Genomic DNA, 6,478 nt, shown 5'->3' on the forward strand with positions numbered 1-6,478 from the left:
CGTCGAGCAGCACCAGGTGCAGCTCCCGCCCCCGGGCGGCGGCCTCGCGGGCGAGCCAGCGGCGCATCCACGCCCGGCTGCCGCAGTCGTGCACCAGCAGCGGTCCGCCCCGGCGCACCGAGCGGCGCAGCAGGCGGAAGTGCTCCAGCCGGGCCCAGGGCCGGTAGACGGCGTACGGCAGGCGGTCCGGCATGACGGCGGCGCAGGCCTCGTGCACCGCGCGCGGGTCGACGGTGGCGACGTGCGGGGCGCGCGCGGACCAGCGGTGCAGCAGGGTGCTCTTGCCGCTGCCGGGCAGTCCGGAGACCACCACGACCGCGTCGCCCGGGTAGTGGACGGCGAACGGTGCGCCGCCCACGCCGCGCAGGTCCACCAGGCCCCGCGGTTCCATCCCCTCCCCCGCCGACCGGCCCGCGCCCGGCGGGCCCGCCGCCCCCGACCCGTCCGCGACGGCCGTCCCGTCCATGCTGCTCTCTCATCCCGTCCGTGTCCGACCCGGAACGATAACAATCCACGTGCCCGGGCCGCGCCCGGTTCCCCCGGCGGGCGGTGGCCGGCGGGGCGGACGGGGGTTCGAGCCGGCCGGCGGGGCCGGTCAGCCGATCGGTGGGGCGAGGTACTCCAGCGCGTAGCCGTCACCGGAGCGGGTCACCCGGGCGACGCCGGGTGAGTCGAGGTGGGCGCCGGCCACGAAGTGGTGCGGCCCGGCGAGCTGTTCGAGGAGGGACGCCCGCGCGGCACGGGCCTGGGACTGGTCGCCGTCGAACTCCCAGGCCACCTTCGGCCGGTCGAACTGGAGCGTGGGGACGTGGACGGTGTCGCCCCAGACGAGGAGCCGGCCGGCGCCGCTGTCGACCTGGTAGACGGTGTGACCGGGCGTGTGGCCCGGGGTCGGGATCGCGGTGGTCCAGTCGTTGATCGCGACCCGTTCCGCCACGGGGACGACCCGGTCGCGGATCGGCGCGAGCCGCCCGGTGAACACCGAGGTGTCGCCCGCGCCGGTCCAGACCCGTTCGAGCCCGCCGAACGCCTCCGAGCCGTCCGGCGCGATCAGGCCGCTCACATGGTCCTCGTGCCGGTGGGTGATGGCCACATCGGTGATCCGCGCGCGGTCGATCCCCGCTTCGTCGAGCGCGTCGTAGACGAGTCCCATGGTGGGCTCGTGCCAGTTGTCGGACGCGCCGGTGTCGATGAGGACCGACCGGGTGCCGTCGGTGACGTAGAAGGCGTTGACCGACAGCCGCAGGTTGCCGTCGGCCAGCGGGACGGCGGCCGGCAGTTCGCCGAGGGCGCACCCGTCCTCGCCGCGGAGCCGTGTCGGCGGCATGTCGATGTAGCCGTCCCGCAGCGAGACCACCCGCAGGTCGCCGAACTCGAAGGTGGTGTGGAGCCGGCCGTTCGAGAGCACACGCATGGAACCCCTCCCGTCGTGTCGGGCGCGCCGAGGGCGCGTCTCCGATAGAAGATCTGATCTTCCTTAGGAGAGAACCTACACTGTGGGCACAGCGGAACACCCGTCGATCGAGGAGCACGGTGGTCGAGCAGGACACGGACGCGGCCGGACCGCGGCACGGCGACGACCCGGCCGGCGCGTTCGGCCGCAATGTACGGCGATGCCGCGAGGAGGCGGGCCTTACCCTGGAACGGCTGTCCACCCGGTCGTCGGTCAGCCGGGCGATGCTGTCCAAGGTCGAGCGCGGCGAGAAGAGCCCGACGATCGGTGTCGCGTCCCGGATCTCCCACGCGCTCGGGGTGTCGCTCTCGGACCTGGTCGGCGCGCCGGCCGGCGCCGCGTCCGGCACGGCCGTCGTCCTGCGCAGGGACGACCGCCCCGTCTTCCGCGACCCGGAGACCGGATTCGAGCGGCACATCGTCTCGGCGGCCCCGGGGGCGGGGCGGTCCGAGGTGGTCGCCCACCACCTCCCCGCCCGGGTCTCCACCGGGCTGCTGCCCGCGTATCCGCCGGGCACGGAGAAGCAGCTCGTGGTGCTGACGGGCACCCTCACCGTCGCAATCGGCGGGATCAGCGAGATCCTGAACCCCGGTGACTCCCTGTTCTTCCAGGCCGACGCGGACCACGGCTTCGCCAACCGGACGGACGCCCCCTGCGAGTACCTCATGGTCATCTCGCGCAGGACCTGACCCGCCACCGGACCCTGCGAGGCATGAGCCCGCGCGGTGCGGCCTCACCCGAACGGGGCCGTCCGATACCGCCGGCCGGCCCTGGCGCCCTAGGGTGGTCGCCGGTTCGTGATGATGCGTCAGTTCCGGTCTGGCCGGGGCGCGGTGGGCGGAGGGCTGGGCGTGACGGCGACGTACACCGGGCTGGTGATGGCGGGGCTGGCGCGCGATCCGGGGCGGGTGGCGCTGCGCCACGGGTCCCGGGAGCTGACGGCCGCCGAGTGCCTGGCGGGGGTGCACCGGCTGGCCCGGGCGCTGCTCTCCCGCGGCCTGGGGCGCGGCGACGGCGTCACCGTGCTGGCCGGGAACCGGCCGGAGACCGTCCTGGTGCGGCTGGCGGCCAATCTGATCGGCTGCCGGGTGGCGATGCTCTACACCGACCGTCCGGTCGCGGACCAGATCGCGATGGCCCGCTCGGCGGGGACGGACGCGTTCGTCGTCGATCCGGAGCGGTTCGGCGCGGCGGCGGAGCGCATCGCCGCGGCCCTGCCGGCGGCCGTGCCACTGCTGTCGCTCGGCCCGGCCCGTCCCGGCACGGTCCGCGCCGGGACGGACCTGCTGGCGCTGGCCGATCCGCTGCCGCCCGGGCCGGTCAGGCCCCGGTACCGGCCGGACGACGTGATGGCGATCCGCTTCACCGGCGGTTCGACCGGGCGGCCGAAGGGCGTGCCGCGCCGGTTCGCCCGGCCGCCGCGCCCGGGGCTGACCGCCGGATCGGTGTTCCTGCTCTGCACGGCGCTCTGCCACGGCGGCGGCGCGACGGCCGATCTGGCGCTGGCGGCGGGCGGCTCGGTGGTGCTGCAGGACGGCTTCGCGGCGGAGGAGGTCCTGGCTGCGGTCGAACGGTACCGGGTCTCCCGGGTCTACCTGCCGCCGCACCTGCTGTACCGGCTGCTCGACCATCCGGCGCTGGCCCGGGCCGACACCGCCAGCCTGCGCCTGGTCACTTACACCGGCTGCCCGGCCGCGCCCGAGCGGCTGGCCGAGGCGACCCGCCGGCTGGGCCGGGTGCTGCACCAGACGTACGGCCTGACGGAGTGCGGCCCGGTCACCCGGCTGACCCCGGACGAGCACCTCGACCCCCGGCTGCTGGCCACGGCCGGGCGGCCGTTCCCGGACAGCGCGGTGCGGATCCTCGACGGGGACGGCCGTCCGCTGCCGGCCGGCGGCACCGGGCGGATCTGGGTCCGCACGCCGACCGTGATGCGGGGCTACTGGCGCGACCCCGAGCTGACCGCCCGGGTACTGCGGGAGGGCTGGCTGGACACCGGCGACCAGGGGAGCCTGGACGCGGCGGGCTATCTGACGGTGGCGGGACGGGGTGATCCGATGGCGATCGTCGACGCCCACAACCTGTTCCCCCGCGACGTCGAGGGCCCGCTGCTGGCGCACCCGGCGGTGCGCGAGGCGGTCATGTTCGCCACCACCGGCCGGGACCGGCTCCAGCGGGTGCACGCCGCCGTGACGGTGGCGCCCGGCAGCGCGGTGACGGCGGCGGAGCTGCGCCGGTGGGCGCGGGAGCGCGGCGGGCCGCTCTGCGCCCCGGCGACCGTCCTGGTGCTGCCGGGCATCCCGCTGGCCGAGACCGGGAAGCCGGACCTGGCCGCCCTGCGGGCCCTGGCGGCGACGGCGGACGAAGCGGCGGATCCCGTTCGCGCCCCGGCGGCGCCCGGGGCGCACGACTCGCGCTGACGCACGCCCTTCCCGCTTCGACCGCCCGCGCGCACGACCGTCCGCGCGGCGGTCACCGATCGGAACCGCCCGTGGACACTCGACCAGGCGGGCCGGTCTGCCGATATCACCGGCGGCCCATCCTCGCGCCGTCCCTCTGGAGGCACCTCCCGTGACCTGGCTCCGCGTCCTGACCGCCCTGGGCATCCTCGCCGCGGCGGCGAGCGCCCTGCTCGTCTTCGCCCTCTGCACGGCCGCGGCCCGCGGCGACCGCACCGACCGCGACGCCCCCGGCGGTGATCTGCGGTCGGACGCCGAGCGCTCCGGCCTGATCCGCCGCACCGGCGGCGGAAGCTGACGCTCCATCGGCTCGCCGCCAGGGCCTCCCCGTCGACACCAGGACACAAGGTGTCCTATGGTGAACATCGTGTCTGCCAATCGGCCCACCCCGGCCGGCGGCACGCCCCACCCGGACGAACCTCACCCGGACGAAGGAGAACCCGGCATGGCCGACACCATGACCACCACCAAGGCGGACCTGGTCGACCTCGCACACCGCAGGATGAGCACCGCCATCCCCGACAACGGCTGGACCACCCGCCAGAAGCTCGCCCTCACCTGCCGGATCCTGTTCGACGCCGGCCACGACTCCGGCCTGGCCGGACAGATCACCGCCCGCGCCGAACGCCCCGGTACCTACTACACCCAGCGGCTCGGGCTCGGCTTCGACGAGATCACCGAGGACAACCTGCTGCTGGTCGACGAGGACCTCAACGTCCTCGACGGCGAGGGCATGGCCAACCCCGCCAACCGCTTCCACAGCTGGGTCTACCGGGCCCGCCCCGACGTCGGCTGCATCATCCACACCCACCCTCCGCACGTCTCGGCGCTGTCGATGCTCGAAACACCGCTGGCCGTCTCGCACATGGACCTCACCCCGCTGTACGACGACTGCGCCTTCCTGGAGAGCTGGCCCGGCATCCCGGTCGGCAACGAGGAGGGCGAGCTCATCTCCGCCGCGCTCGGCGACAAGCGCGCCCTGCTGCTCGCCCACCACGGGATGCTGGTGGCCGCCGGCGGCGTCGAGGACTCCTGCACCCTCGCCGTGCTCTTCGAGCGGGCCGCCCGGCTCCAGCTGCTCGCCTCGGCGGCCGGCCAGATCCAGGAGATACCCGAGGCCCTCGCCCGCGAGGCCCACGACTGGACCTCCACCCCCAAGCGCGGCCAGGCCAACTTCGCCTACTACGCCCGCCGCGCCCTGCGGGCCGGCCACGGGGACGCGCTCGCCGCCGCCCCCCGCGCCGAGGAAGGTGCCTGAGATGACCGGACCCGCCCTGGAGGGGATCATCGCCTACCCGGTGACCCCGTTCGCGCCCGGCGAGGCGGGCGGCGTCGACACCGCCGCGCTCACCGCCCTCGTCGACCGGCTGGTCGACGCCGGCTGCCACGCCGTCGCCCCGCTCGGCTCCACCGGCGAGAGCGCCTACCTGGACGACGAGGAGTGGTACACCACCGCCGAGGCCGCGCTCGCCGCCATCGCCGGCCGGGTGCCCGCCGTGGTCGGCGTCGCCGACCTCACCACCCGCAACGCCGTACGCCGCGCCCGCTTCGCCGAACGGGCCGGCGCGGACGCGGTGATGGTGCTGCCGCAGTCCTACTGGAGGCTCGACGAACGCGAGGTGGTCCGGCACTTCACCGAGGTCGCCGACGCCGTCTCCGTCCCGGTGATGATCTACAACAACCCGGCCACCAGCGGCGTCGACCTCTCCCCCGAGCTGATGGTCTCGCTGGTCGGGCGGGTGGAGAACATCACCATGGTCAAGGAGAGCAGCGGCGACGTACGGCGGATGCACCGGCTCGCCCAGCTCACCGACGGCGAACTGCCCTTCTTCAACGGCAGCAACCCGCTGGCGCTGGAGGCCTTCGCCGCCGGGGCGGCCGGCTGGTGCACCGCCGCGCCCTGCCTCATCCCCGGACCGGTGCTCGAACTCCACCGCGCGGTCCGGGCCGGCGACCTGGACACCGCCCGCGAGGTCTTCTACCGCCAGCTGCCCGTCCTGGAGTTCATCCTCGGCGGCGGACTGCCCACCACCGTCAAGGCCGGCCTGGCCCTGCTCGGCCTCGACGCGGGCGCCCCGCGCCCCCCACTGCTGCCGCTGGACGAGCCGGGCACCGCCCGCCTCGCCGAACTGCTCGCCGCCATCGCCTGAGCCTCCCCCACCGGCGGCCGCCCGGGCACCGAATAGGTGTCCGGGCGGAGCGCTGGCTAGGCTCGGGGCTTTGGTCCTTCGGCATGACGCATGACGCATGACACATGACGGCAGGACGGTATGACGGCAGGAGAGGAACGGTGGGCCGGGTGGGCAGGTGGGAGCGGGCGCTGGACGCGGCGGGGGTCCGGGAGCCCGGGTTGCGGGCGGAGTACGGGCGCCAGCGCGAGCAGGTGACCCGCTACCGGCGGGAGGTCGCGATGGCGGCCGGACTGCTGCTGCCGGAGCGGATGGTCCCGCACGTGATCACCGCGGCCGCGTTCATGCACCGCACCGACACCCTGCTCGACAGCGGCCCGGTCGCGGGACGGCGGGAGGCGGCCGCCCGGTGGCGCCGGGCGGTCACCGACGGCCTC

At 75.2% G+C, this 6,478-nt stretch carries 7 protein-coding genes and 1 pseudogene; 6 read left to right on the forward strand and 2 right to left on the reverse strand.

What is annotated here, in order from left to right; translation table 11 throughout:
* Together ABD308_RS31975 and ABD308_RS31980 are read right to left on the reverse strand one after the other, a co-directional pair.
* On the reverse strand, positions 1-466 hold a 466-nt coding region (locus tag ABD308_RS31975), incomplete at its 3' end, for an AAA family ATPase (RefSeq protein ID WP_344342860.1).
* A 129-nt stretch (positions 467-595) separates the two neighbouring features.
* Positions 596-1,414 (reverse strand): MBL fold metallo-hydrolase, encoded by an 819-nt coding sequence (locus ABD308_RS31980; protein WP_344342862.1) that lies wholly within the window; start codon positions 1,412-1,414, stop codon positions 596-598.
* A gap of 119 nt (positions 1,415-1,533) precedes the next feature.
* Here ABD308_RS31980 and ABD308_RS31985 point away from each other — a divergent pair, with 119 nt between their 5' ends.
* The 6 genes and pseudogenes from ABD308_RS31985 to ABD308_RS32010 all read left to right on the forward strand — a co-directional run.
* Positions 1,534-2,142 carry a helix-turn-helix domain-containing protein gene (locus tag ABD308_RS31985; RefSeq protein ID WP_344342864.1) on the forward strand — a complete coding sequence of 203 codons (609 nt, stop codon included), beginning with the start codon at positions 1,534-1,536 and terminating at the stop codon, positions 2,140-2,142.
* Between the two features lie 162 nt (positions 2,143-2,304).
* Positions 2,305-3,873, forward strand: coding sequence for an AMP-binding protein (locus ABD308_RS31990; RefSeq protein ID WP_344342866.1), 1,569 nt, complete (start codon positions 2,305-2,307; stop codon positions 3,871-3,873).
* Between the two features lie 151 nt (positions 3,874-4,024).
* Entirely contained in the window at positions 4,025-4,210 is a 186-nt protein-coding gene (locus ABD308_RS31995) for a hypothetical protein (RefSeq protein ID WP_344342868.1), read from the forward strand.
* A gap of 147 nt (positions 4,211-4,357) precedes the next feature.
* A complete protein-coding gene (locus ABD308_RS32000) occupies positions 4,358-5,170 on the forward strand; it encodes an aldolase (protein ID WP_344342870.1) in 813 nt (270 codons plus the stop codon).
* A 1-nt stretch (position 5,171) separates the two neighbouring features.
* Complete coding sequence (locus ABD308_RS32005) at positions 5,172-6,062, forward strand: dihydrodipicolinate synthase family protein (protein WP_344342872.1); 891 nt, start codon at positions 5,172-5,174, stop codon at positions 6,060-6,062.
* 149 nt (positions 6,063-6,211) lie between these two features.
* A pseudogene (locus tag ABD308_RS32010) lies at positions 6,212-6,478 on the forward strand (phytoene/squalene synthetase); the annotation flags it as partial.

The organism is Kitasatospora putterlickiae, assembly GCF_039527695.1.
In the GTDB taxonomy this organism is placed as follows: domain Bacteria; phylum Actinomycetota; class Actinomycetes; order Streptomycetales; family Streptomycetaceae; genus Kitasatospora; species Kitasatospora putterlickiae.